At 63.4% G+C, this 23819-nt stretch carries 22 protein-coding genes; 7 read left to right on the forward strand and 15 right to left on the reverse strand.

Annotated features, from left to right (window positions below; all coding sequences use genetic code 11):
- Positions 1–76 precede the first annotated feature (76 nt).
- Positions 77–1525 (forward strand): SGNH/GDSL hydrolase family protein, encoded by a 1449-nt coding sequence (locus tag C563_RS0112610; RefSeq protein WP_018762424.1) that lies wholly within the window; start codon positions 77–79, stop codon positions 1523–1525.
- Positions 1526–1930: 405 nt separating this feature from the next.
- Here the strand turns inward: C563_RS0112610 and C563_RS0112615 are convergent, their stop codons facing one another.
- Both C563_RS0112615 and C563_RS0112620 read right to left on the reverse strand, forming a co-directional pair.
- Positions 1931–2182 (reverse strand): hypothetical protein, encoded by a 252-nt coding sequence (locus tag C563_RS0112615; RefSeq protein WP_018762425.1) that lies wholly within the window; start codon positions 2180–2182, stop codon positions 1931–1933.
- 19 nt (positions 2183–2201) lie between these two features.
- Positions 2202–2453 carry a helix-turn-helix domain-containing protein gene (locus C563_RS0112620; protein ID WP_231369886.1) on the reverse strand — a complete coding sequence of 84 codons (252 nt, stop codon included), beginning with the start codon at positions 2451–2453 and terminating at the stop codon, positions 2202–2204.
- Positions 2454–3246: 793 nt separating this feature from the next.
- Between C563_RS0112620 and C563_RS23010 the strand changes: the two genes are divergently transcribed.
- The 3 genes from C563_RS23010 to C563_RS0112650 all read left to right on the forward strand — a co-directional run bounded on the left by C563_RS23010 (position 3247) and on the right by C563_RS0112650 (position 5597).
- On the forward strand, positions 3247–3612 hold the full coding sequence (locus C563_RS23010; protein ID WP_442852940.1) for a phage terminase small subunit: 366 nt from the start codon (positions 3247–3249) through the stop codon (positions 3610–3612).
- A 1102-nt stretch (positions 3613–4714) separates the two neighbouring features.
- On the forward strand, positions 4715–5179 hold the full coding sequence (locus C563_RS23015) for a helix-turn-helix domain-containing protein (RefSeq protein ID WP_196803340.1): 465 nt from the start codon (positions 4715–4717) through the stop codon (positions 5177–5179).
- Entirely contained in the window at positions 5157–5597 is a 441-nt protein-coding gene (locus tag C563_RS0112650) for a hypothetical protein (protein WP_018762430.1), read from the forward strand. Before C563_RS23015 ends, C563_RS0112650 begins: the two co-directional genes overlap by 23 nt.
- 165 nt (positions 5598–5762) lie before the next feature.
- On the opposite strand, the gene C563_RS22185 is transcribed toward C563_RS0112650, so the two are convergent.
- A complete protein-coding gene (locus C563_RS22185; RefSeq protein ID WP_081624158.1) occupies positions 5763–6605 on the reverse strand; it encodes a TIR domain-containing protein in 843 nt (280 codons plus the stop codon).
- A gap of 68 nt (positions 6606–6673) precedes the next feature.
- Here C563_RS22185 and C563_RS0112660 point away from each other — a divergent pair, with 68 nt between their 5' ends.
- Complete coding sequence (locus C563_RS0112660) at positions 6674–6847, forward strand: hypothetical protein (protein WP_155845163.1); 174 nt, start codon at positions 6674–6676, stop codon at positions 6845–6847.
- Between the two features lie 619 nt (positions 6848–7466).
- Here the strand turns inward: C563_RS0112660 and C563_RS0112665 are convergent.
- Positions 7467–8501, reverse strand: coding sequence for a zinc-binding dehydrogenase (locus C563_RS0112665; protein WP_018762433.1), 1035 nt, complete (start codon positions 8499–8501; stop codon positions 7467–7469).
- A 232-nt stretch (positions 8502–8733) separates the two neighbouring features.
- Here C563_RS0112665 and C563_RS0112670 point away from each other — a divergent pair, with 232 nt between their 5' ends.
- Positions 8734–9093: a DUF7793 family protein gene (locus tag C563_RS0112670; protein WP_018762434.1), complete on the forward strand. Its 360-nt coding sequence runs from the start codon at positions 8734–8736 to the stop codon at positions 9091–9093.
- Between the two features lie 29 nt (positions 9094–9122).
- Here the strand turns inward: C563_RS0112670 and C563_RS21210 are convergent, their stop codons facing one another.
- From C563_RS21210 to C563_RS0112725, 11 genes are all read right to left on the reverse strand, one after another.
- Complete coding sequence (locus C563_RS21210) at positions 9123–9857, reverse strand: hypothetical protein (RefSeq protein ID WP_018762435.1); 735 nt, start codon at positions 9855–9857, stop codon at positions 9123–9125.
- 76 nt (positions 9858–9933) lie between these two features.
- Positions 9934–12213, reverse strand: a complete 2280-nt coding sequence (locus C563_RS0112680; protein WP_018762436.1) for a gluconokinase, GntK/IdnK-type — start codon at positions 12211–12213, stop codon at positions 9934–9936.
- A 31-nt stretch (positions 12214–12244) separates the two neighbouring features.
- Positions 12245–13474, reverse strand: coding sequence for a D-mannonate dehydratase ManD (manD, locus tag C563_RS0112685; protein WP_018762437.1), 1230 nt, complete (start codon positions 13472–13474; stop codon positions 12245–12247).
- A gap of 36 nt (positions 13475–13510) precedes the next feature.
- The gene (locus C563_RS0112690) at positions 13511–14923 is read right to left on the reverse strand and encodes a mannitol dehydrogenase family protein (protein WP_018762438.1); all 1413 of its coding nucleotides are present in this window, start codon (positions 14921–14923) and stop codon (positions 13511–13513) included.
- A complete protein-coding gene (gene uxaC, locus C563_RS0112695; protein ID WP_018762439.1) occupies positions 14920–16323 on the reverse strand; it encodes a glucuronate isomerase in 1404 nt (467 codons plus the stop codon). Before uxaC ends, C563_RS0112690 begins: the two co-directional genes overlap by 4 nt.
- 3 nt (positions 16324–16326) lie before the next feature.
- Positions 16327–17232, reverse strand: coding sequence for a sugar phosphate isomerase/epimerase family protein (locus C563_RS0112700; RefSeq protein WP_018762440.1), 906 nt, complete (start codon positions 17230–17232; stop codon positions 16327–16329).
- 4 nt (positions 17233–17236) lie between these two features.
- Entirely contained in the window at positions 17237–18397 is a 1161-nt protein-coding gene (locus tag C563_RS0112705; protein WP_018762441.1) for a Gfo/Idh/MocA family protein, read from the reverse strand.
- Positions 18394–19242: a sugar phosphate isomerase/epimerase family protein gene (locus C563_RS0112710; protein ID WP_018762442.1), complete on the reverse strand. Its 849-nt coding sequence runs from the start codon at positions 19240–19242 to the stop codon at positions 18394–18396. Before C563_RS0112710 ends, C563_RS0112705 begins: the two co-directional genes overlap by 4 nt.
- Positions 19243–19244: 2 nt before the next feature.
- Positions 19245–20168, reverse strand: a complete 924-nt coding sequence (locus C563_RS0112715) for a carbohydrate ABC transporter permease (RefSeq protein WP_018762443.1) — start codon at positions 20166–20168, stop codon at positions 19245–19247.
- Positions 20165–21175: a carbohydrate ABC transporter permease gene (locus C563_RS0112720; RefSeq protein ID WP_018762444.1), complete on the reverse strand. Its 1011-nt coding sequence runs from the start codon at positions 21173–21175 to the stop codon at positions 20165–20167. The genes C563_RS0112715 and C563_RS0112720 overlap by 4 nt, the downstream gene beginning before the upstream one ends.
- 6 nt (positions 21176–21181) lie before the next feature.
- Positions 21182–22540: an ABC transporter substrate-binding protein gene (locus C563_RS0112725; protein ID WP_026264769.1), complete on the reverse strand. Its 1359-nt coding sequence runs from the start codon at positions 22538–22540 to the stop codon at positions 21182–21184.
- A gap of 218 nt (positions 22541–22758) precedes the next feature.
- Between C563_RS0112725 and C563_RS0112730 the strand changes: the two genes are divergently transcribed.
- A complete protein-coding gene (locus C563_RS0112730; protein ID WP_043424119.1) occupies positions 22759–23811 on the forward strand; it encodes a LacI family DNA-binding transcriptional regulator in 1053 nt (350 codons plus the stop codon).
- Positions 23812–23819 lie beyond the last annotated feature (8 nt).

The following is a 23819-nucleotide window of genomic DNA, read 5'->3' on the forward strand; positions in this document are numbered from 1 at the left end:
CTCGGCACGTGCAAGTCAACACATTAGAGCCCGCTCATGGCGGGTTTTTTCATACCCAAAACCAGGAGAAACACTTATGGACGTTGTTACCCTCGGCATGGCGAAAGCCGCTACTACCAAAGCCCTAAACAGCCCGCTCCAACGCATCGACCGCACACAGCCGGCCCCGCTTGTGGCATCCAACTGTTGGGCAGCAGGCACGGTCACCGCAGCCGCAGGCGCCACAGGGACGGCACGCACGCCGCACGTCGCCACGGTAGACTGCTGTGACCTTCGACTCGTCTACGGCAACAGCTACATCAACGGTTCATTCATCGAAACGGACGGCGCCAACCCGGTCACCATCAAAGCCTCCGTTGAAGTCAACGGCGTCATTTACCGCGTCACGTTCGGCGGGCTCCAAACCGGCACCGTTGACCCTGGTGGCAAGCTCATCTCAGACCCCCTAGGGATCGAGATTGCCGAAGGTACAAAGTTCTACGTCCGCACCTACAGCACATCCGCAGCGGCGCCGCAGGCTAACTACGCCTGCTACGGCAACTCCGGCTCCGGCGGATGGACGGTCACAACTGACCTGACCGCGCCCGGCTCGGCTGCAGTCGGACAGTCGGCCGCGTACGTATTCACAGTACGGGCCATCCTCGGCACCCCTACCGCACGGGACCGGGCCACGGTAGCCATCGTAGGAGACAGCATCGGCGTGGGATCTAACGACTACGGCGACGGCGGCAGGGCATCAGCCTTCACCGGCTACAGCGACACCGGCCTCCCCGCGGGCGGTTATATCGTACGAGGCCTCGCCGCCAAGTACGGGTGGATCAACATCGGCGTCCCCTCCGACCAGGCGGCCCTGTTCACGGCACTCAACGGCCACTACAGGCGCATCGCCCACCTGAGCGGCTGCACCGACGCCATCGTGGAATACGGCATCAACGACGTTTCAGCAGGCCGGACCCTGGCACAAATCCAGGCAGACCTTACAACCATCTGGAACCTCCTAGCCCGGCGCGGAATGAAGGTCCGGCAAACAACATTGACTCCCAAAACAACCTCAACCGATTTGTGGAGCACCACGGGAGGTCAGGGCACCTACGGGGAAGAGTCAGTCCGCACCCAACTCAATGACTGGATACGAACCACACCGGCGCCATTGGTAGGGTACATCGAGGCTGCCGACCTGGCCGAGACGTCCCGTAACGCCGGGCTCTGGAAGCCAGCAAACAGGTTCGTCACGGATGGCACCGGAACGTCCGGGAATCTCAGCATCACATCAGCCACAGCAGCATTCACGTCAGCCGACATCGGGCGGACAGTCCTCATGGCAGGTGCCGGCGCAGCAGGGGCACCCTACTCCGCCGTCATTACCGGAGTAACGAATGCGATGACCGCCGTCATGGATCGCGCACCAGGCACGACCGTAGCGGGTTCACGGCTCGCCATCGGGGTATACACAGTGGATGGAACACACCCGTCAGGGACTGGAGCTAAGGCCATCGCCCCGGCGGTAAATGCCGTGACCTTCTAGTGGGCTGGATCTGACGGCCAATAGGACACGGTTAGGTGACGTAAGGGCACCCTGCTTGTTAGCGGTTTGCAGGGCGCATAGTTGTGCCCGTAGCTACAGAACCACGGCTACGGGCACTACGCGTTGGCTAGTCAAGCCGCAGTGACTCCAGTGCCTCATCCAGCGTCCGGAACAACGGGGCCAAGATGTTCTTAGGACTACCGAGCCGCAGTATTCCTGACTCAGAATCGGAATATCTAGTCAGGAAAGCCAACGGAACATCGTTTTCCAAGATCTGGACGTGGTCCGGACCATAAGGGGCAAGCTTTAAGTCACGCCCACGATAATGGAATTCAATGGGCGCACGCTGAACGTCCCGGAAAAGACGATTGCCAAGATGAATAGTCACGTAATGAACCTACCCTGCTAGAAGTTAAGCTCGCCGTCCTGCGAGATCAGCAATTCCGTGTGGACATCCTTAGGCTTCCTGTTATTTGCGGCATCTTCCCTTGCCATCTCGGCAAGACGGGATGTCGACGCGTTCTTAGCAGCCAGCTTGTCCGCCAGTTCCTCACCTCGGATTGATCCATCAGCGCGTTGGGGCGCTTCAGAATCAAAGTCTCGCAGCACTTCCTTATTCTTGAGCCGTTCCGCTTCACGTTCTTTCGAATTGTCCATGTGATTCATACTGCCAGAACTAGGGGGCCGGTTCGTCGTCACCCACTTCGCCGGCTGCTATCCGCTCAGCAGTAACCCGATACGCCTGCTCGATGTAGTCCTCAACATCCGTCACAGCAATGCGCCACACACCACGACTACCAATCTGCAACCCACGCAACTCACCAGTCTTCAACAACTGACGAACAGTCGGCAGACCAACAGCCAACTCATCCGCAACCTGCTCAGTCGTCAAGAACCTCGGGCGCTTCGGCGTCACATCATCACTCACCGCATAACCCTAACCCGCCATCAAGAAACGCTAGGAGTCAGCGACCCAGGTCAGTGAGGGCCTCGCGTTGTCGGGATACGGACCATCAGGGTCGCCAGCGCCGAACCCGAATGAAAAGAGATGGCGGTACTCGCCACCTTCACCACGCTCCGGAAGGGCACCCAAATCGACACGAGCCTTCTGTCCGTGCTTCTGACCACCACGGTAAGTAATAAGTGTATTCATGCATTCAACGGTAAGTTCCGCAAATCTTGGTGTAAACAGGCACATATGTTAGAGGCCCAATCATTTATATCTGCCAATAAAAAACTTCTATTAGAACTAATTGGGCGCGCCCCTAACAAGGCGACTGCTTGACAAATAGGAATGAGACATGCCCAGAGCAAAGAAGATATGTGCCCGCGCCGGGTGCCCCAACATCACCACAGCCTCACTCTGCCCAACCCACGCGAGTGAAGCCGACAAAGCACGAGGCACAAGAGAACAACGAGGCTACGGCCACGCACACCGATCACTCCGCAAAGCCTTCATCCCAGAACACCAAGCCGGCACACTCATCTGCTGGCGCTGCCGCGAACTCATCAGACCAGACGAACCGTTCGACCTCGGACACGACGACCACGACCGAACCCAATACCGAGGCGCAGAACACCAACGATGCAACAGAGCCACCAATGGAAGACCCTGACCCCTCCCACCCATCCCCACCGCGGCCCACACACCCAAACCACCGCCGGTGAGGGCGCTGGAATGTTTCTTAAGCAGATAGACCCAACTGGAAGGAGGTTCGGCGTTGCCTGGACCTAAAGCAAACCCTAGTAAGCCGAACTCGCGGCATCGCAGCCCTGGTGCGCGTTCTGGGCTTATCGAGCTGCCCGCGGAGGGGTGTGATTTACCTGTTCCTTCGCTTCCAAAGTCTGGGAATTGGTCGCCAGAAGATAAGAAATTGTGGCGAAATATCTGGAAAAGCCCGCAGGCGAATGAGTATGACGACTCGTTTGTGCCGGCTGTAGCGGCGTATGTGTGCCATGCGAGGGCCGTTTATGAGGGTACGGCTAGTGCTTGGCAGGCGCAGGAAATGCGGCACTTAGGCGGGCAGCTTGGGCTTACCCCGGCTGGGATGCTTGCGCTTGGCTGGGTGGTCCGTCATGAGCAGTAGAAGGCTTGCACGGAGTGCCGGTAAGACGGCTTCCGGTGAGATTCCAAAGGTGCTGCTCGAGTATGCGAAGTCGGGCGGTTTCTGGGATACGAGGGTGAAGGTGGAGAAATGGTGTGAGCGGGAGGGGCTGGGGCAGCCACCGTCCCAGTTCTTTTTGCATCCTCCTGGTCTGCGTCAGTGGTGCATTGACGCTTGGGCCACGCGGGAAGGCTTTCTCGACCAGTGGGGGCGGGTTAACCGCCTCAAGCTGAAGGAGCTGGGGATATGGCGCGGCTCCGGCAGCAGCTATTGGAAGGCCAGTTCCCCGGAGATGTTCCGCAGAGAAGACCTTGAGGCTTGGCGCCCGGTAAGTGCACCTCCGATCTAGAGGGGCCTCCTCGCTGTGCGAATTTTCAGCTCCCAGCCTGGAGCTTTCCAGCAATGACGTACTCCATAATGGTGAAACTATAGGTTTCTCGCGCGGGGGGTTTACAATTGTGTAAAGTAGAACGGAGGACAGTAGCCGAGGGTGAGTCCCACCTCATCCAGTGCGCTGTTCGTTCGGACGGGGTCACCTCTCCATCCGCGACCGCTCTAGAGCTTCTAGAGGAGGGCCGTTTTGAAAACGATAATTCGCCGAAGCTGCCTGACCTGGACCAGATTGATCTTGTCGATGAGATCCTAGTGATTTGCGAAGAGTTTGCGGAGTACGGCGTGCCTCCGGCTTTGCCGGACATCAACCAGCTTTCCTATGGAGTCTGGGAGTTCCGAGCCAGTTGGCTCCGGGCGGCTTTCTACGACACAGATGGCAAGGGTGGTTATGAGGCCAAGACCACGCGATATAGCCTTACGAAAAACCCGGACTGGGACGAGCTTCCCGTTTTTGACGCGAATATACGTCTAGCGAGCTGTTGGGGTAAGGCGTCAAAACAGGCGAATGAGTCAGACGTGAAATTTACTAGACAAGTACGGCAGGAGGATCTGCAACATGACAAGTCGAACCAGTAGCAGGACCCTCGTTCAAGAGCGGGAATCATCACCTGCTGGGCAGCAGGGCATGGCTGCGGCGAGGCTCGCTATGAAGGTCCGTGCCCTATTGCACCAGGGTTTGGAGACAACCGGCATGAGCCAAAAAGGGTTGGCAGATCGACTGGGTGTTGGAGAAAGCCGAGTCTCGCAGATATTCAGCGGGAACGGAAATATACAGATTTCAACATTTGCAAAGGTTATGCGAGGACTCGGCTACAAGATCGAGCTAAGGGCTGTTCCTGCCGACCCTAGCGTCCCGCCCCTACCTGAACGACGAGTGCGAAAGCACCCCAAACGCGAAAAGAAGATGCGCACCGATACGGTCATAGTCACTCGGGGCGGCTCTTCCGGCGTTGACTCTCGCACCCTTGATTTCATTGTTCCCGAAGAAGACTTCGGAGCGTTTTACGACGTGCAGAGCCTCCATCCCACGACGCGTCGTCCCGCTCCTGACAAGCTCGAAATTGACTGGGAAGAGATTGACTGGGACGCACCAGTAAGAAGTCTCTCTTGGAGTGACCGTAAGGAGGCCCGCGTTGGAGAACCAAGAACCAGCTAGGGTGATCGACCCGGATGACTTGAAGTATCGCGTTACAAGCGTGCTTCTGGACGACATGTCTGTCGAAACATCTGACTTTGAGATTCCGAAAACTAAGAGAGTACGTTTTCAATTCTCGGGCGCCACGGCTGACGAGTTTCCGCTGCTTCGACTCACTAAAACTGTGGTTGAGCTTCTTGACTCGGACGGCGACTCTGCGGTGACCTTAAAATGCACCTACAAGATCAACTTTGCGATTTCAGAAGATGAACAGGTTGCAGAGCTCGACGATGAACTTCGGATCGCGGCCATGCGTGTCTCCTATCCATATCATCGTCAACTCATTTCTGACATGACTTCCAGGCTCGGCCTCCGCCCTACATTTTTGCCTGCCGTGCCTGACGAGTTATGGGCGGATGAAGAGGCCGAAGTTTCCTAGTAAGAGCAAATGGTTTGGAGAAAGAGGGCGCTCGCAACTGCGAACGTCCTCTTTTCTTTACCGGATGTCACATTAGAAAGCTAGGCCCTCCGTCCTGTGATGTTGGCCCCGGTGTTCGTGCGGATCTCTTATCCTTACCACCGTCAGATGGTTGGCCAATCCATCTCAGTCCAGTACTGCGACTGGGGCGTAGCGCAAAAGCAGTCTCTTCTTTTCGCCGTTGTCGAATTGAGTGTGAGCGATCTTCTTGTCACCTGCCCCTTCAACGAGCAGAACGATTCCCTCGCCAAAGCTTTGATGATGCAGCCTAGTGCCGACGGTAACTCGTGAAACCGTCTTTCGGTCGTTCGCGGGCACGACTCTGGACGACTGTTCTGCCGAGTCTATGACGACCTTCCGCGGAGGCTGTTGGGCTTGGCCTAATGCCGCAACTGCCATTGAGATGCTCTTTACCTCCTGGAGCACGTCTTTTATGAGTGATTGCTCATCAGGGCTCCTATCGGGCTTATTATCTTCGGGGTGCAATTCAATCGTTTCCAAGCTTGCTTTTAACTCGGGCCACGCCTGATCGAATGCCCAGCGGATCCTCTCCAGGCTTGCTCCCGCGGCTTCACTCCGTAAATGGATGGATTCGACGAGACTCCACATCTCTTCGGGGTCCAGCCCGTCAGTGTGCTGGAAATTTGATAAAGGAGCTCCGGCAGGAAGATCGCCCGGGCCGAGGCCGAGCAGAACCGTTCGAACTGCTGTTTGCCCTGTTGTTTTTGCAAGTGCCCCGGCCTCGTAGTTCAACCAAGGAGCTTCGACGTTTGATGGCGTGACGCAGACAATGCCTTCTGTTGTATCAGTGAGCTGCTCGCTGATCGTAACGAGCCACTGTGCGCCCTTACTGATGTCCTTGGACGACACGAATGGCTCCGAGTACTGGAGTACCCTTACTAGCCATTCACGAAGTAGTAGCGCCATTTCATGGCTCGGAGTCCCCGACCAGCTTATGAAAATCTTCACTTGGACATCCTAGGGCGCTGCTCGGCTCCTTGCTCCTGATGTCGGGGGTGAGTCCTAGTGTCGCAGTCATGGTGAAGTTTGACGAGGAAGGGTTCGCGGCGATGATGGCACGCATAAAGGTTGAGGAGCGGGAGAAGGAGCGACAGGCTGCCGTGCTGCGTTCCCCGTTCGAGGACATGGAACCGGACTACGAGTACATGCTGGCGGCGTGGTTGCCTTGCGGGCATGGCAGCACGGATTAATGTCTAGGCCATGACAGACAGGCCTGATGAACCAGTAGAGCGTCTCATGACGATTGACGAGGTAGCTGATCACTTTCAGATCAGTCGCAGCACGGCATTTCGGATGAAGAAGCGTCAAGGCTGGCCGTGCATCCGATTTGGTTCCCAACTCAGGTTTTCTCGGGAGAACCTGCTCGCGATTCAGAAGCTCAACGCGGAGACTCCGCCTCCAACCAAACAGGCCCGCCCAACCCATGTCGGCACTCAAATGGCCAGGCGTCGGGCACACGCTTACAACGTCAGGAACGGGCTAGTGGAGCAGAGGTACACAGACCCTATTCCGCCACTACGCTAAGCCCACGGTCAATCGCCCACACTTTGCCCACACTCTGCCCACAACGACCCTGATTTGGCGTTACGTGGAATGATGAAAATCCCCGAAATCTAGAGACTCTCCTTACGAGCAAAGGCGCACTAAAGGGTTCAAATCCCACCGTCACCGCCACGTAAAAAGGCCCGGGTTCCCTGGAAAAAATGGAACCCGGGCCTTTCGCTTGCCCCGGCCGCGAGGGGGTTCAAATCCTCCGGCGGGAACGACTCACCCGTACCGGCAGCTGAAGCTCCGCACCCCGAAAAAGCGTCAGCGGCTCGGATCGATCATGGTCATGCCCGCGACGTTTGCGCTGTCCAGCCGGGGCAGCATCTCTGCGGCCTCTTCCAACCCGATGACGCGTTCAATAAGCTTCTGCGGCTGGAGTGCGCCGGATTCGATCAGGGCGAGCATTCCAGGGTAATCCGCCGCGGCCATCCCGTGGCTTCCGAAAACGTCCAATTCCCACGCAATAACCCGGGCCATCTGAACGCGCGGGTGGCCCTCAACCGGCGGCAGTAGCCCGATCTGGACGTGCCGGCCACGTCGCCGGAGGCTCAGGATCGCGTCGGCGCAGGTCTGCTCGCTGCCGACGGCGTCGATGGAGACATGGCTTCCTCCCGTCAGGGCCTGTACCTTCGACGGAATATCAGAACCATCGGCGACCACTACGTGATCGGCCCCGAGGGAAGCCGCCACATCAAGGGCGGCCGCGTTCCGGTCCACGGCAATGACGTTGCCGCCCAGTGCCTTGGCGATCATGACGGCGCTGAGGCCAACACCGCCCACGCCAACAATGGTGACCCATTCACCGGCGGCCAGGCGTGCCCGGCTTGTCAGGGCCCGGTAGGCGGTGGCAAAACGACAGCCCAGGCTGGCCGCCGCTTCAAAGCTGACCCCCTCGGGGATCGCCACGAGATTGGTGTCCGCCGCATGGATCACCACGCGCTCAGCGAACGACCCCCAATGCGTGAAGCCCGGCTGCTGCTGGTCCGGGCATACCTGTGCATTGCCGCCCAGGCACCACTCGCAGGTCCCGCAACCCTCCACGAAGGGCGCCGTCACCCGGTCACCCACCGCCCAGCCGGTTACTCCGGGACCAACCTCAACAACGACGCCGGCGAACTCGTGCCCGGGAACGTGCGGCAGGGCGATGTCATCGTGTCCGGCCCACGCGTGCCAGTCGCTGCGGCACAAGCCCGTGGCGATGACGGAGATCACCACGCCTCCTACCGGGGCCTCAGGCTGGTCTACGTCCTGGACGGTCAGCGGTCCGGCGATCTGGCGCATGACAAGGGAACGCACGGGCTCTCCTTCGGTTTGATTGTCCAGCCCAGTCTAGGTGGGGGCGAGGGTGAACCGGCGCGCCTTCATCGTTGCGCCAAAGGTCCCTGTGGCCCCCTCCCAACGGCCGGTACGCGTCCCGCGACTGAAGCGAACCGCCAGGAGATGTGCGTTGTGCAACATTCATGCAGAATAGGGTTTCAATCAGGCATCTGCGCCTGGAAAACAGGCCTAAGAGCGGAGCGGGGCACGGATGAACGAGTTTTTCGCGGCGTCCTGCGAGCGCGGGGTTCTGCGGCTGCGTTGGGCCCCGGACGTCCACATAACGTACGAGATCGCCGTTCGGGCGGCGCGGACCCTGGAAGGCTTCAGCGACGGGTGGGTGCTGCCACTCCTGGTTGACCTGAACGGAGTGGCAGGGTTGACGCCCGAGGCCAGGGCGGGCATGAATGCTTACCGGGGATTCTCGGCGGTGGCCCTCATTGGCGACGGACCCATGGGCAAGGTCGTGGCGGCGTTTTCCCAACGGTCGCTGACTCCCACCGCGTACTTCACGAACGAGGGCGAAGCCCTAGATTGGTTGTCGGGCCAGGGCAGCAGGGCCGCGAAGTAGCGCAGAGGCCAACATTCGGGCCGTTCCCTTCAGTGTGGGGCGGACGACGGCGGCCCGTTGGCTCCCCCTTCGGCGCGCTTTTTGATGCCCAGCAGCATTGCCCGGTCCATCACGAGATAGCCGGGCCGGAGCAGGAAGTCCATCACGCGCAGCCCGGCAGGCCGGCCCGCGCCGTACCGCGTCCTGAGCAGGAGCCTGGTACCGGAAGGGCCGGCGTCGTGCAGCACGAACTGCCACGTACCGGTCACTGTTCCGGGCGGGGCTCCCGGGCTGGAATCCAGGACGAGGTGGCGGTCCTGCGCCAGGTCCACGACGCGCGGCCCCCGCCTACCGCCAGGGTAGCCACCAGGTGTGAAAGCGATGATGTCTCCCACCTTCAGGTCCTGCCACTCGGGATGGATGCGGTCCGCGTTGGTGACCCCCAGGCGGAGCAAGCCGTTCTCCACCGCCGTGTAGGAATACAGGCCGGCCCGGTCTACTCCCATTTGCACGAGCCATGGCCAGACCTGGCCGGGGCGTGCGGCGACGGTAACCGCCATGGTCCAGACGTCGTCGGCGTCGGGAATCAGTTCGTCGCCCGGAAGCGGCGCAGTCTTTTCGGGCCCGGTGGCACCCCATGTCCGCAGCACCCGCGGCAAGAGGCCATGCGTGGACAGACCGGCTGCGACGGCGGCGGCAAGGAAACCGCGAAGCCGGAGCCGCCGGGGGCCAGGCCCGGATTGTGGACCGGAACGGACACCGGGACCCGCCGCTGTGCCACCCATGGCACTCCTCCTCCTGGTTCCAGGGATGCCTCGAGGCTACAAACCGACACCCCGAGGCCCCCAGAGTCCAAAGCCCCTACAGCCGCGTGTCGAAGGACCCGCAGAAAACGTTCTCGTTGAAGGTGCCCTGGAAGCCGGACTTGCCTTGGATCTTCTCCACAGTGGCCCGGATGGCCTCCCGGGTCCCGGCGTGCGCGTGGATTGCCGTCTTGACCATGGGCACGTCGATGAGGTGGTTCGGCTGGTTCAGGGACACGAACACGGTGGGCACCTCGGTGACGTACCAGGGGATTTCCGCCGCCATGGGCGAGGACCACTTGATCCGGATGGCGGCCTCCTGCGCGAAACCCTTCACGTTGGCGAACACGAAGGCGGCGTCGTACTTCTCCGCATAGTCCCCCGTGGCCTCCTCGGAGATGACGGACATGAAGTTGACCCCGGCCTCCCCGGCCGCCTCGCGCTGTTCAGCCGTCCGGTACAAGGACACCTGGAAGCCGGCAGCCTCGAGTTCCTCCTTCACCACATCCAGGTAGGCCAGCGGATCAGCCCGCGTGAAGTCGGCACCGCCGGAGATGCCGTAGAGGCGGATCCGCGGATGGGTTTCGGGTGTGATGGGCAGGTTCCCCGCGGTGTCCTTGACCAGGGTCACGGTCTTGTCGGCGATCTCCGCCGCCACCGAACGGTGCGCAGCCGATCCAATGACGGCAAGCGCCTCGGCAGGCGGCACCAGTTGACCTGCAGCCTTCAGGTGCAGCCCCAGCGATGCCTTCAGGCCGAGGATCCGCCGCAGCGCGTCGTGCAGCCGCTGCTCGGTGATGATCCCGGACTTGTACCCATCCAGCATGTACTGGAAGTCCTCGGCCGGGTTCCGGAAGAAGAGGAACATGTCGCAGCCGGCGGCGATCGTGGCAGGCACCAGGTCCTTGCGCTTCTTCGCTTGCGTGAGGCCCACCATCTGCGAGGCATCGGTGAGGACCAGCCCGTTGAAGCCGAGCTCCCCGCGCAGCAGGTCCTGCAGGAGCTCCGGGGACAACGTGGCCGGCAGGATCTCTGCGTCGGCCAGGCCGGGCCGGAAATGCCGCGAAACTTCCGGCGCTCCAATGTGGCCCACCATGATCGACTGGACCCCGTGGGCAATCATCTCCCGGTACACGTGCCCGTAGGTACGGTTCCATTCCTCGTACCCAAGGGTGTTGTAGGAGGTGACCACATGCTGGTCCCGCTCATCGATGCCGTCCCCCGGGAAATGCTTCATGGCGCAAGCCGTCGGTGATTCGCTGATGCCGTCGAAGTACTCCTTGGCCCGTTCCACCACGATCTCCGGGGTGTTGCCGAACGAGCGGGTGGAGATCACGGTGTTCCGCCAGTTGTAGTGGATGTCCACGATCGGCGCGAAGGCCCAGTTGCAGCCCAGGGCCGCGGTCTCCACCCCGGCCACCTGCCCCATTTGCCGGGCAATGTCCTTGTCCGGGTGGGAACCGGCCTGCAGGTGCGTGGAGACGAACGTGCCGTCGTCGCAGCTGCCTGCACCGCCCATTTCCGGGTTGGACGCAACCAGCAGCGGAATCCTGGACCTGGACTGGGCGTAGCGGATGTGTTCCTGCACGGCGGCTGACGGTCCGGGCCGGTAGCGCATGCCGCCCACGTGATAGTTGTCCAGCACGCCGTCGAGGTAGCCGGGCGAGTAGTCGTTGTTGTGGTTGATGAACAGTTGCCCGATCTTTTCCTCGAGCGTCATCCCCGCAAGGGTGCCCTCCACCCAGGCGATGGCCCCGGCGTCGAGGTTGAACGGCGCGGCCGCAAGGTCGACGTCGAACTGCCGCGGCGGGGTGCCCCCGGCCGTCCGCTCGGGGGGTACGACGCCGGCGATCCCCTTGAGTGCCTGGCCCACGACGTCGGCGACGGGCACGGCAATGTCCACCACCACGCCGGCCTCGTCGTCCTGGAGCGGCTCAAGGGTGGCGAGCTGGGAATCCAGCAGCGCGGGCGGCATGAAGTGGCCGCTGCGGCCTTCCGTCCGCGCCTTCAGGACTTCCTTGCTGCCGTTCAGGTGCAGGAAGACCGTGTCCGGCGCCTGGGCACGGATGGCGTCGCGGTACGTGCGGCGCAGCGCCGAGCAGGCCAGGACCAGGCCGCCGTCGGCCGCGCCGGCAAGCCTGCTGCCCACGGTGGCCAGCCAGGGCCAGCGGTCCTCATCCGTCAAGGGCGTGCCGGCAGCCATCTTGGCGACGTTTTCCACCGGGTGCAAGGAATCGCCGTCCAGGAACGGGACGCCCAGTTCGCGGGCCACGAGATCGCCGATGGTGGTCTTGCCGCAGCCGGAGACGCCCATCACGACGATTCGGATCTTGCTCATCGGGTGCTTTCCTTACCAGTCGTGGCCAGCCTCACCAGTCATGCACCGTGCCGTCGACCAGGCGGTTGTAGGGCAGGTAGGCCTGCTGGTAGGGGTAGGCGGCGGCTGCTCGCTCGTTGAATTCGACGCCGATGCCGGGCTTGTCGCCGGGGTGCAGGTAGCCGTCGGTGAACGTCATGGACTGTTCGAAGACCTCGTTGGTCTTGTCCGAGTGCTGCATGTACTCCTGGATGCCGTAGTTGTGGATGGCAAGGCCCACATGCAGCTGCGCGGCGAAGCCCACGGGCGAAATATCCGTGGGGCCGTGGAAACCGGACTTGATCTGGTACTGCGCCGCGAAGTCCATGACCTTCTTCAGCGGCGAAATCCCGCCGAAGTGCGTGGACGCTGCCCGGACATAGTCGATCAGCTGTTCCTTGATCAGCGTCTGGAAGTCGAACACGGTGTTGAAGATTTCACCGATCGCCAGCGGTGTGGTGGTGTGCTGGCGGACCAGGCGCAGGCCCTCCTGGTTCTCCGCCGGAGTGCAGTCCTCCAGCCAGAACAGGTCATACGGCTCCAGGGCCTTGCCCAGTTTCGCGGCCTGGATGGGCGTCATCCGGTGGTGCCCGTCATGCAGCAGCGGGATCTCGGGGCCGAACTCGTTCCGGACAGCCTCAAAGACCGTGGGCAGGTGCCGTAGGTAGGCGCGGGTGTCCCAGTCCTCTTCCTGCGGGAACGCTCCCCGGCCGGCGGGCTCGTAGTCATACCGCTCCCCCGATGCCTGTGCCTGGGCAGCCACGCCGTAGACGGCTTTGATCCCCGGGATGGCGGTCTGGATCCGGATGGACTTGTAGCCGAGCTCCAAGTGCTCCCGCACGGAATCGAACAGCGACTCGATGTCCGAGCCGGACGCGTGGCCGTAGGCGCGCAGTCCGTTCCGGGACGCTCCGCCCAGCAGCTGGTACACGGGAAGCCCGGCAACCTTGCCCTTGATGTCCCACAGCGCCATGTCCACGGCGGCGATGGCCGCCATGGTGACCGGGCCACGGCGCCAGTACGCGCTCCGGTACAGGAACTGCCAGGTGTCCTCGATCCGGTGCGGGTCCTTCCCGATCAGCAGCTGCGCGACGTGCTCCTTGAGATAGGCGGCGACGGCGAGCTCGCGGCCGTTCAGGGTGGCGTCGCCGATACCCGTCACGCCGTCGTCCGTGGTGATCCGGAGGGTCACGAAATTTCGGGTGGGGCTGGTAACGAAGACATCGGCGGCAATGATTTTCATGGGACTAACTGTTCCTTCCGGAAGTAAAAGCGGGATTCAGGTACGTGCGGGGGTGGCGGCCGGGGCCGCTGCGAAGGATCCGAGCAGCCGGGAAACAAGGTCGACAACGTCAGGGTCCTCTGCGAGGGCAGCGCTGACGAGGCGAAGCAAACCCTGTACCCGATTGGTTCCGTCAAGTGCCACGGCAGCCTGGATGTCGGCGGCGAGCGGGTCCTGGAAGTCGTTTCCCGCGGTGACGTAGTCAATCCAGGCGGCAAGCATCAAAGCGCTGCCTGCGCCACTGCGGCCGTCGGCCCGTTCCGCCGCCATCACGGGTACCGCGCGCATGCGCAGCTTGGTGGTGGCATCGGCCGCGATCTGTGCGAGCCGGTGGGCGATACGCGCGTTTCCGAAGCGGTCCAGCAGGGCCCGGCGGTACGTCGGAATGTCCAGCCCTTCCCCCTGCAGGTGGCGGGCTGCCTCGTCCCAGAAGTCCTCCACCGCTTTCCGGCAGAGGGGGTCTGCCAGGGCGTCCGCCACGGTGGCATGCCCGCGGAGCTGTCCGGCGTAGGCAAGGATGGAATGCGAGCCGTTGAGGAGCCACAGCTTCCGGTTCTCATAGGGCTCGATGTCACCGACCACGACGGCGCCGGCCTCCTCCCAGCGGGGACGCCCGGCCGGGAAGTCCCCGCTGAGCACCCAGTTCCGGAAAGGTTCAGCCACCACCGGCGAATTGTCGCTGTAACCGCATTGCTCTTCCACCTCTGCGATGTCCGCCTCGGTGGTCCGCGGCGTAATCCTGTCCACGGACGTGCTGACAAAGCTGACGTTCGCCTCGATCCATCCGGCCAGCCCGGAACCCCATCCGGAGGCCAGTCCCAGGACGGCCCGGCGGGCAACTTCACCGTTTGCGGACAAGTTGTCGCAGCTGACGACGGCGATGGGTCCCGCGCCGCTGTCCCGGCGCCTGGCAAGGGCCAACACCAGGCGGCCCAGCGGAGTGCCGGGCACTCCGGCCTCCCCGGACGCTGCTGCCGACAGCGCCCGGAGGTCATCCGCCGTGCCTGGGGCGCCGGCGTCGAACGTTCCATCCGCGGCCAGCCCGTAGGCTGCCTCGGTGATGGTCAGCGTGACCACCGCTGTCTCCTTCGCCGCGACAAGCTCGCAGAGCCGTGCGGTGTTGGCGCCATCCACCGCTTCCACAATGCTGCCGATGACTTCGAAGCTGTCCCCGCGGGCCGACCGCTCCACCAGCGTGTAGAGGCAGTCCTGGCGGGACAGCGCTGCCGCGGCGTCGGGCCGGCGGCCCGTGAACGCCGCGATCCCCCACTCCGCCGCGTCCGGGGCGTGCTGGGTATACCAGGCCTGGTGGGAGCGGTGGAACGCCCCCAGCCCAAGGTGCACGATGCGCACCGGAGGCTTGGGCAGCGGCTTCAGGCTGCGGTTGAGTGCAGGCAGCGCGGCGTTCACAGCTTGAACACCCTCCGTGGCGACCCGTCCACGATGTCCACGATAAGTTCGTGTGCCCGTTCCTCGGTGACCCGGTGTTCGGCCACGAGGCGGGCCAGGAAGGACGCCTCGATCCGCCGGGCCGTGTCGTGGCGGGCCGGAATGGAGCAGAAGGCGCGGGTGTCATCGATGAACCCGGAGGACCGCGAGAAACCCGCGGTCTCCGTCACCGCGGACCGGAAGCGCAGCATGGCGTCCGGGGCGTCCAGGAACCACCAGGGCGCACCGAGGTAGACCGACGGGTAGAACCCGGCCAGCGGCGCCAGTTCGCGGGAGAAGACGGTCTCATCCAGGGTGAACAGGACCAGGTGGAAGTCCTTTGCCGTGCCAAAGTCCTGCAGCAGCGGCCGGATGGCTTCGGTGTAGTTCACCGCCACCGGGATGTCGTGCCCGGTATCGGCGCCAAAGGCCTCGAACGTGGGTGCGTGGTGGTTCCGGAAGGAGCCCGGGTGGATGGTCATGACCAGCCCGTCCTCCACCGACATCCTGGCCATCTGGTACAGCATGTGGGCTTCGAAGGCGTCCCTGTCCCGGGCGCTCGCCTGACCCGTCCTGCCACGCTCAAAAAGCCGCTCCGCCTCGCCGTCGTCCAGTTTCAGGGTGGCAGGCGTGAACACGCCGTGGTCGGCGGAGACGGCGCCGCGCTCCACGAAGTGCCGGCGCCGCGACTCAAGTGCCTTGATGTACCCGGCGTAGCCGGTGGCACCCTCCCCCGCAGAGCCGAGGAGGCGTTCCACGTTCTCCTGCCAGGACGGATGTGCCATGTTCAAGTACTGGTCCGGCCGGAAGGTGGGCAGCACCCGGCCGGCGAACGCGGGGTCCGCGTGCAGCGCAGCGTGGCTGTCCAGCGAATCCAGCGGGTCATCCGTGGTGGCGAGCACCTCGATGTTGAATTCCTTGAACAGTTCCCGTGGCCGGAAACCGGGCTCGGACAGTTTGGCCTGCAGGGCATCATAGAGCTGGTCGGCGTTCTGGCCGGACGGTTCCTCGGCCAGGCCGAAGACATGGGCGAACTCCTGCCGGATCCAATACCCGGAGGCGGTTCCCTCGAAAGTCGGCCATGCTTCACAGAAGTGCCGCCAGACCTGCCGCGACTCTGCGGGCTGGTTGCCCAGGCCCAGCTGGTCCATGGTCACCCCGCCGGCGTGGATCAGGCGGGTGACGTAATGGTCCGGAGTGACCAGGAGCGCGGCCGGGTCAGGGAACGGCGTGTTCTGTTCGATGACCGCGGCGTCGACGTGCCCGTGCGGGGAGATGATGGGGAGCCCTTCCACCCGGGAGAAGAGCGAGCGGGCAATGTCCCGGACCGCGGGATCGGCGGGCAGGAGCCGGTCCGGGTGGTCCGCTATGGTCTGCGCCATGGCTCAACGCCTCCCGGCTGCGACACTGAGGCCAGCCAAGGCGGCCGTGGCGCGGAGGTATTCGAGGTTCCCGACGGTCCGTTCGGCCAGCGGGAGCTCAGTGGAAAAGTCCTCCACGGTCACCCAGCCGTCGTATCCGAAGGCGGCGAGCGCCTTGAAGTACTGCAGGACGCTGCCCTGGCCCGCGCGCAGGGGCGCCCACTCGTTCTTGAAAATGGCTGCCCCTGACTCGTCGGTCTCGCCGCTGTCCACCCACACCGCGTTCTTCACGTGCACGTGCGCCAGGTAGTCGCCGAGGAGCTCGAAGGCGGGCAGGTAGTCCTCCTGCCCTTCGATCAGCAGGTTGCCCAGGTCGTGGATGACGCCGACGTGCCGGGGGTCCAGGCCGTCCAGGAGCCGCAGCGCCGATGATGCCGACGCGGTGATGGTGCGGTGGTGCAGCTCCACGAGGGCCTTCACTCCGTGGTGCGCCGCCCGCTCGGCGATCCATTCGAAATCGCGGCGGGCAGCGGCGAAGAGTTCCGGGTACGGGGTGCCGCTGGCCGGTTCGTTGCCCCAGGCTGCGGTTCCGAGCGGCGGCGTGGTCACCCGCACCTGGCCGGCTCCTAGCTTGGCGGTGGCGGCGAGCATGCGGTCCACATCGTCATGGTTGTCGCACCGCGCGTACCCACCGATGCCGGAGAACTCCAGGCCGGCGTCGCTGGTAATGGCGGCGATCCGGTCCAGGTGGTTTTCCATTCCGGCCAGCGGCACGGTTGCTTTGTTCCCGGCCCAGAAGCCGGGCTCGGGGGCGTCGCCCTGGTCCGTGATGCGCCATTCGACGCCGTCCCAGCCCTGTCCGGCAAGCTGCTGGACGGCCTCCTCGGGGGTCCACTCGGGGGTTGATGCGGTAAATACTGAAAACTTCATGGTGTCAGGCGCTTTCTGCCGTGCTGCCGGTGTGGACTTCGAGGTCGTTGTACTTGCCTGCCAAAACATCCTCGAAGAGGACTGGCTGGCCGAGGGTGGCCGAGACGTATACCGAACGCACCGCGGCAAGGGCATTGACGGCGTCGCTGACCGTGACTCCTGGCTGCTTCCCACCGGCGATCGCGGCCAGGATGTCCCGGTACTGACGGACGTGGCCGGCCGGGTACACGGTGGGATCGGCTGCTTTGTAGTCTTCCTCGGGGTACTTGGCCAGTTCTTCCTCCGACTGGTTGCCGCCGCCCTGGAGTCCCATGTCCGCCGAGGCGCCGCCTGCGGCCCTGCTGTGGAAGTACTCCAGCCGGTCGTTGTCCACCACGGCCGAGCCCTCGGAGCCCATGAGCTGCACGCGCACGGTCAACCCCGGGTAGGCGGCAGTGGTGGCGTGAAGGACAGCCAGGCCGCCGTTCTCGAAGGTCACGGTGGCTACCGCCGTGTCCTCCACTTCGATGCGTTCGTGGGCGAGGCGGGCGGTGTGCGCAAAGATTTCCACCGGCCGTCCCATGAACCACAAAAGCAGGTCCACGGTGTGCACGCCCTGGTTCATGAGGGCGCCGCCGCCGTCCATCGCCCACGTGCCGCGCCAGTCGCCGGAATCGTAGTAGCCCTGGCTGCGCCACCATGCCACCGAGGCGATGGCGGAGGTCAGCTTGCCGAACCGGCCATCGGCGATGGCGCGGGACACGGCGACGCTGGACTGGTCGAACCGGTGCTGGCTGATGACCGAGGCAACGATGCCCTTGCCGGCTGCTTCCTTCGCGGCTGCCTCGATTTCCTGGGCCCGGCTGAGGTCCACGTCGAGGGGCTTTTCGATGACCACGTGCTTGCCTGCCGCCAGCACCTCCAGGCTCTGCTGGATGTGCAGGCCGCTGGGAGTCGCGAGTGCCACGAGGTGGATGTCTTCGGCGGCGAAGGCCTCGGCCTGGGTGGTGTACTGGGCCGGCCGCGTACCGCCCTGCTGTTCGATGAAGTCCGCGAGTGCTTCGGCGGCCGCCGGAATGGCATCGATGAGGGCGACGATGCGGACTTCCGGGAATTCGCGGAGGGCTACGGCGTGGGTGCGGCCAATGACGCCGCACCCGGTGATGGCTGCATTCAAGGTGGTCATGCGGTCTGGACTCCTGCTTCTGCGGTGACTTTGGCGAAGGCGCGGGCTGCGATTCCGAAGGCCGTGGGGCCGGAGAATCCGCCCAGGCCGTGGGCACCGGCGAGGTGCGGCTCAAGGGAAGCGAAGCCTTCGTAGCCGTCAGCCTTGAGCGCCTCGACGGTCTTCAGGACGTCCCCGTCGCCCTCGCCGGCAGGCACTACGTGGCCGTTGGCAAAGAGGGCATCCTTGACCTGGAGGTATTCCAGGTGCGGGCGCAGCTTGGCGTATCCCTCGTCGAAGGGCTTGACGCCCACCTGGACGAAGTTTGCAGCGTCCCAGGCCACCTTCAAGGCAGGTGAGTCCACGGTCTCGATGATGTCCAGGACGCGGTCCGGGACGTCTCCGAAGATGTCCTTCTCGTTTTCGTGCAGGAGGATCACGCCGGCTTCCTCGGCCACGCCGGCCAGGGCGCGCATGCGCTCGATGACGTCATCGCGGATGCTGTCCACCTGGACTGACTCGCCGTAGTAGAAGGAGAAGATGCGGATGTAATTCGCGTCCAGGACCTTGGCGGCATTGACCGCACGGCGCAACCGCTCCACCTCATGCTCCACCGGGAGGCTGACGTCCACTTTTCCTATGGGCGAGGCAATGGCCGAAACCTTCATGCCTTTATCTGCCAGCAGGGCGGCAAGTGCCTGGAGCTGCTCGTCGCTGAGGTCCACAATGTTGGTTCCCCATGCGCTGCGGACCTCGATGTGGTTGGCGCCGAGGGCCTGCAGCACGGCGATCTGGACTGCGGGGTCGTCGTCGATTTCGTCGCCGAAACCTGACAGCTGCCACGTGACCTGGGTGGTCGAGACCATGGTTATTTAACTCCTCCGGCGGTCAGCCCGCCTACTAGGTAACGCTGGAAAATCAGGTAGAGAATGACCACTGGCGCTGCACACACCAGGGCTGCGGCCATCATCTGGCCGTAGTAGGGAATGGCGCCGCCTTCCTGCGAGGCACCAAAGATTTGCAGGGCGACGGCGGCGGTCTGGCTTTCGGGGCGCGTCATCACCGAGGCGAAGAGTACGTCGTTCCAGCCGAGCAGGAAGGCGAAGATGCCGGAGACGACGATGCCGGGCCAGCTCAGGGGCAGCACGATGCGGAAGAGGACGCCGAGGTTTGACGCGCCGTCGATCTTGGCTGCTTCCTCCAGTTCCTTGGGGAGCCCCCGCAGGTAGGTGACCATCACCCAGGTGGAGAACGGCATTGCGAAGGTCAGGTAGGTCACGAACAGGCCCCACTGGGTCCCGATCACCTGGATGCCAAGGTAGGTTGCCGCGGAGGAAAAGAGCACGAACACCGGCAGCACCATCAGGGTTCCGGGGACGGACTGCAGTGCCAGCAGGCCGCGCAGGATGCTGAGCCTCCCACGGAAGCTGTACCGGACCAGGACGAACGCGGTGGAAACGGACAAGGCCGCGGATACCACGGCGGTTGATCCGGCCACCAGGACACTGTTGGTCAGGCCGGTGGCCAGGCCTACGCTGGTCCAGATCTTCGAGTAGTTCTCGAAGGTCACCGACGACGGCCAGAACTCGCCGTTGGCAACGCCGATGTCAGAGTTCACCGAGGCCAGGAAGATATAGAGCACCGGAATCAGGACGAGTGCACCCAGGAAGACAAGGATGATGACCAGCAGGGGGCCGGGCAGGAGCCGCAGCACCTCGTGCTGGCGGTGCGAGCCCGGACGGTCGACGTCCGCGGTCGGCGCACTGCGGCGACCGGCGATGGTGGCGCTCATTTCTTCGCTCCTGGGGTGTCGGCGTCGTCAAGCTTCACGGCGCGGAGGTAGACGAACAGCGGGATGGCGATGAGCACCAGGGAAATGAAGGCCATCGCAGCACTCAGGCCAAAGCGGAAGCTCTGGAAGCTGGTGACGTAGGTCAGGATGGGGAGGACTTCCACGTCCGACGGCGCCGGGACCCCGAACAGCACGAACGGAAGCGTGAAGTTGTTGATGTGGTGCAGCATTCCGATCAGGAAGGCCAGGGCCAGCGGGCCCTTCAGGTACGGGAAGATCACGTAGCGGAGCTTGTTCCACCACAGCGCCCCGTCCAGGGCTGAGGCCTCGTGCACCTCATGGTCCACTGACTGCAGGCCGGACAACGCCAGCAGGTAGATGAACGGCCAGGAAGCCCAGATCTGGACCAGGACCAGCGTCCAGAACGTTTGTGGTCCGTTGAGCCAGAGTCCCACGTGGATTCCCACGGTGGCCAGGGCCTCGTCCACGATGCCGCCGGGCTGGAGCATGGTCCGCCAGACGGTGGCCACCACGAAGGACGGCAGGACATACGGGATGAGGAACACCGAGCGGATCAGCGCGCGGCCCTTGAATGCATTCTGGGTTGCCACTGCCGCGGCAATGCCCAGCGGCAGGGTCACGACCATCGCAAGCAGCGAGTAGCTGACGCTGAGCCACACGGCGTGCAGCAGCGGCGAGTTGGTGACGGCTTCAACGAAGTTTTCGACTCCGATGATTGGTGCACTGACCCACTTCCGCAGCGTGTACTGGTCCAGGTTGAGGATGGACATGTAAATGCCCAGCAGCAGCGGCACCACGATGATGATGATCATCAGGACCCCGCCGGGGATCAGCATCCAGAGCGGACGGTTCCGCTCGCTCAGGCCCTTGCGCCGCGGGCCGTCCTTGGGGCCGGGCTGCTGCCCGGCGTCATTGGCGGTCCGGGGCGCCCGGCCTGCGGCGGATTCCACCGCAGGCCGTACTTCATGAGAGGCGTCGGTTGACATCAGAACTTATCCTTTGGAGGCCCGGTCCAGGGAAGCCTGGCCCTTGTTTTGGGCGTCTTTGATCCGCGTATCGAGGGCGGATCCGTCCACCTTGCCGGCGGCCAGGTCCGGGATCGACTGGACAGTGACGTTGAGCAGGCCCAGCTGGATGTCGCCCCAGGCGCCCGTGAACGGGGTGGCCTTGGACTTGGCGGCGGCATCGGCCATTGGCTTGAGCTTGGCATCGGTCAGGGTGGCGAGGGCCTCGGCGTTGGCCGGGAGGTCACCGAAGATTTTCTGGTAGTTCAGCTGTTCGTCCTTGGAGGTGATCAGCTTGATGTAGGCGAAGGCCAGGTCCTTTTGCTTGGAGTAGTCGGCCACCACCAGGTTGTCGCCGGAGAGGATGCTGGCGGCGTCGCCGTCGGACTTGGACTGGGTCTGGCCCGGAGCGATCGTGGGCATCAGGGCGTATTCGTACTTGCCGGCGACGGCTGACTTGTCCAGGGTGGGAATCGAGCTGGACGTGGTCATCATCAGGTATCCGGCCTTGCCGCTGGCGAAGGCGGCCACGGCGTTGCTGTTGCTCCAGCCAATCGATGCGGGGTCAACCACTTTGTCGTTGGTGAGCCAGCCGAAGTACGTTTCGTAGGCCTTCTTGACCGTGGGGTCATCCATCTTCAGCTTGTTGCCGTCCACCAGCGGGTTTCCGGCCTGGACGGACATGGCCCAGATGAACTTCCAGGGATCGAAGCTGTCCTTGTATCCCGTGGCGATGCCGTAAGTGCCGTCCTTGGTCATCTTCTTCGCCTGCGCGGCCAGGTCATCCCAGTTGGTGGCAGGCTTGTCGATGCCTGCCGCAGCCAACAGGTCCTTGTTGTACGCCATGACGAACGGCCGGCTGACGAACGGGATGCCGGCAAGGTGGTCCTTGTCCGGTCCGGAGATTCCCAGGGTTGCCGGGTTGAAGCGGTCCTTGCCGCCCACCTTCTTCCAGTCGTCGTCGGAGAGGGTCACGAAGGCCTTGGTGGCATATGCCGTGGGGGTGAACGTGGTTCCCAGGCTGTAGACGTCCGGGCCCTGGCCGGAGACCACGGATGTTTGGATGCGCGTGAGTTCATCGTTGGCCGAAGCGAAAGTTTCGAACTTCACGTCGGCGCCGGTCTCGGCCTTGAACTTCGCGGCAATATCGGACTGCCACTGCTTCTGCTGTTCCGGGTACTGGCTGGAAACGTTCACCAGGACGCTCAGCGTCTTGCCGGTGCCGTCCACTTTGCCGTCCGAGCTGGTTGAGCCGCCCCCGTTGCCGGAGCTCGATCCACACCCGGTCAAGGCGAGCGCTGCAGCCGTGACGATCGCCGCAAGCCCAGTAGTCGATTTAAACCTCATTGTTTTTTCTCCTCTAGGACACCCGCATGGCCACATCCGTCTTGTGGCGGAAATCACTGCAGGCGACTCGAGAGTCAGTCTAGGAAATTGGAAAGCTTGCGGCAAGCGGTTGCCAAAAGTTGCCAAGAATGGTGTCATTGGATCATCCAAAGTCGGGGAAACGCCGGTCGGAATGCTGCCGGCGGATTCCCCAAGCCAGCGATGAAAGGTCGGCAACTATGGCTAATCCATCGGTGGAAGCCGCTCCGCAGGGTGCCGGGGACGCGAACGCCCGGCGGGACCGTCCGCCCACCATCCGGGATGTCGCCGAGCTCGCCGGCGTCGCCACGTCCACGGTCTCCAGGGCCCTCTCTCGGCCCGAGCGGGTGAATCCCCGGACGCGGGTCCGGATCGAAGAGGCAGCCGCTGAACTCAACTACATTCCCAGCTCCCAGGCGCGCGGCCTCAGCTCGGGGCGGACGAACGCCGTGGCCGTACTGGTGCCCGACATCACCAACCCGTTCTACTTCGACATCATCCGGGGTACCCAGCACCAGCTCAAGGCAGCCGGCGTGACACAGCTCCTGGTGGACACGGAGGAGTCCAGCGAGATGGAACTGGATGCGCTGCACAAAATGCGCAAGTCGGCCGATGGCTTCATCCTGGCAGCGTCCCGCCTGACCGACGCCCAGCTGACGGAGGTCTCCCAAACACAGCCCCTGGTCACGTTCAACCGCGCGTCCACCAGCGCTCCCACCGTGATGATCGATACGCCGTCGGCCATCATCCAGGCGCTGGAGCACCTGGCATCGCTGGGCCATCACAAGGTCTGCTACGTTGCCGGGCCTCCCACCTCCTGGTCAAACCAGATGCGATGGAAGGTGTTCGAAGAGGACGCCACGAAGCGGGGGATGGAAGTCCACCGGATTGGCCCCTACGCGCCAAAGACAACGTCCGGGGCGGCCGCGGCGGATGCCGCTGTCCGCACCGGGGCCACCGCCTGCATCGTGTTCAACGACCTGCTCGCCATCGGCATGCTCCAGCGCCTGAAGGCCCGCGGGATCCGGGTGCCTGCGGACATGAGCATCATCGGCTCGGACGATATCTTCGGCGCTGATTTCTGCAATCCGCCGCTGACCACCATCTCCAGCCCCATCGAGCAGGCGGGCAGGGTGGCGGTGTCCATGCTCCTGGCCCAGCTCAATCCCCTGCCGGGAAGCGCCACCCGGAAACTCGCCGTCATGCCCACCCACCTGACGGTCCGGGAATCGACGGGACCGGCCCCCGCCTGATCAACCCA

The sequence above is a fragment of the Arthrobacter sp. 135MFCol5.1 genome (genome assembly GCF_000374865.1).
In the GTDB taxonomy this organism is placed as follows: Bacteria; Actinomycetota; Actinomycetes; order Actinomycetales; family Micrococcaceae; genus Arthrobacter.

Bases quoted from the DNA above. Each gene is read 5' to 3' on its own strand.
- C563_RS0112715 (WP_018762443.1), bottom strand. From the start codon at position 20,168: ATGAGCGCCACCATCGCCGGTCGCCGCAGTGCGCCGACCGCGGACGTC.
- C563_RS0112615 (WP_018762425.1), bottom strand. From the start codon at position 2,182: ATGGACAATTCGAAAGAACGTGAAGCGGAACGGCTCAAGAATAAGGAA.
- C563_RS21210 (WP_018762435.1), bottom strand. From the start codon at position 9,857: ATGGGTGGCACAGCGGCGGGTCCCGGTGTCCGTTCCGGTCCACAATCC.
- uxaC (WP_018762439.1), bottom strand. From the start codon at position 16,323: ATGGCGCAGACCATAGCGGACCACCCGGACCGGCTCCTGCCCGCCGAT.
- C563_RS0112705 (WP_018762441.1), bottom strand. From the start codon at position 18,397: ATGACCACCTTGAATGCAGCCATCACCGGGTGCGGCGTCATTGGCCGC.
- C563_RS0112610 (WP_018762424.1), top strand. From the start codon at position 77: ATGGACGTTGTTACCCTCGGCATGGCGAAAGCCGCTACTACCAAAGCC.
- C563_RS23015 (WP_196803340.1), top strand. From the start codon at position 4,715: ATGAGCCAAAAAGGGTTGGCAGATCGACTGGGTGTTGGAGAAAGCCGA.
- C563_RS0112730 (WP_043424119.1), top strand. From the start codon at position 22,759: ATGGCTAATCCATCGGTGGAAGCCGCTCCGCAGGGTGCCGGGGACGCG.
- C563_RS0112680 (WP_018762436.1), bottom strand. From the start codon at position 12,213: ATGAGCAAGATCCGAATCGTCGTGATGGGCGTCTCCGGCTGCGGCAAG.
- C563_RS0112710 (WP_018762442.1), bottom strand. From the start codon at position 19,242: ATGGTCTCGACCACCCAGGTCACGTGGCAGCTGTCAGGTTTCGGCGAC.
- manD (WP_018762437.1), bottom strand. From the start codon at position 13,474: ATGAAAATCATTGCCGCCGATGTCTTCGTTACCAGCCCCACCCGAAAT.
- C563_RS0112725 (WP_026264769.1), bottom strand. From the start codon at position 22,540: ATGAGGTTTAAATCGACTACTGGGCTTGCGGCGATCGTCACGGCTGCA.
- C563_RS0112720 (WP_018762444.1), bottom strand. From the start codon at position 21,175: ATGTCAACCGACGCCTCTCATGAAGTACGGCCTGCGGTGGAATCCGCC.
- C563_RS0112670 (WP_018762434.1), top strand. From the start codon at position 8,734: ATGAACGAGTTTTTCGCGGCGTCCTGCGAGCGCGGGGTTCTGCGGCTG.
- C563_RS0112660 (WP_155845163.1), top strand. From the start codon at position 6,674: ATGGTGAAGTTTGACGAGGAAGGGTTCGCGGCGATGATGGCACGCATA.
- C563_RS0112700 (WP_018762440.1), bottom strand. From the start codon at position 17,232: ATGAAGTTTTCAGTATTTACCGCATCAACCCCCGAGTGGACCCCCGAG.